The following is a 628-nucleotide window of genomic DNA, read 5'->3' on the forward strand; positions in this document are numbered from 1 at the left end:
ACCACACAAAATCCATCGTATTTTCGGCGGTTCTAAACGCAAAAAAGCCGCACGAATGCGGCTTTGCTTTCAATGTATCAGCAGACTATTTTGCGTCACGCGGTTCAGAATTCTCACGACGCGGACGATTGTCTTGCGGTTTACGCTTATTCTTAGGTACGTAATTCAAAATCGAAATCGGCACTGGCTTTCTTGGAGCAAAACCTTCGATTTCAACACGCTCCAGCAAGTGGCCCAGACGGCTTTCAATCATGCACAGATTTTTGAAATCATCCTTCGATACCAAAGAGATCGCTTCACCTTGCGCGCCAGCACGGCCAGTACGCCCGATGCGGTGTACGTACTCATCCGCAGGGAATGGTAAATCGTAGTTAATCACTACTGGTAAGTTGTCGATATCAATACCACGCGCGGCAACGCCAGTTGCAACCAGATACTGAATTTCACCCGCCTTGAACTTCTCAATCAGCTCCTGACGAACACGCTGATTGCGACCACTGTGGAACGCTTCAGCCACAATACCGCGCTTCTCAAGCTGGCTAACCAATTTGGCCGCACCGTGTTTTGTTTCAATAAAGATCAGTACTTGCGACCAGTCGTTTTCATTCAGCATGTGGCTCAAAAGCGA

At 48.2% G+C, this 628-nt stretch carries 1 protein-coding gene; it reads right to left on the minus strand.

Annotated elements, in window-relative coordinates; genetic code table 11:
- Positions 1-85: 85 nt before the first annotated feature.
- Positions 86-628, minus strand: a 543-nt coding sequence (locus R7R78_RS27360) for a helicase-related protein (protein WP_225474761.1), incomplete at its 5' end; no start/stop codon positions are given.

The organism is Vibrio sp. 2134-1 (assembly GCF_033339495.1).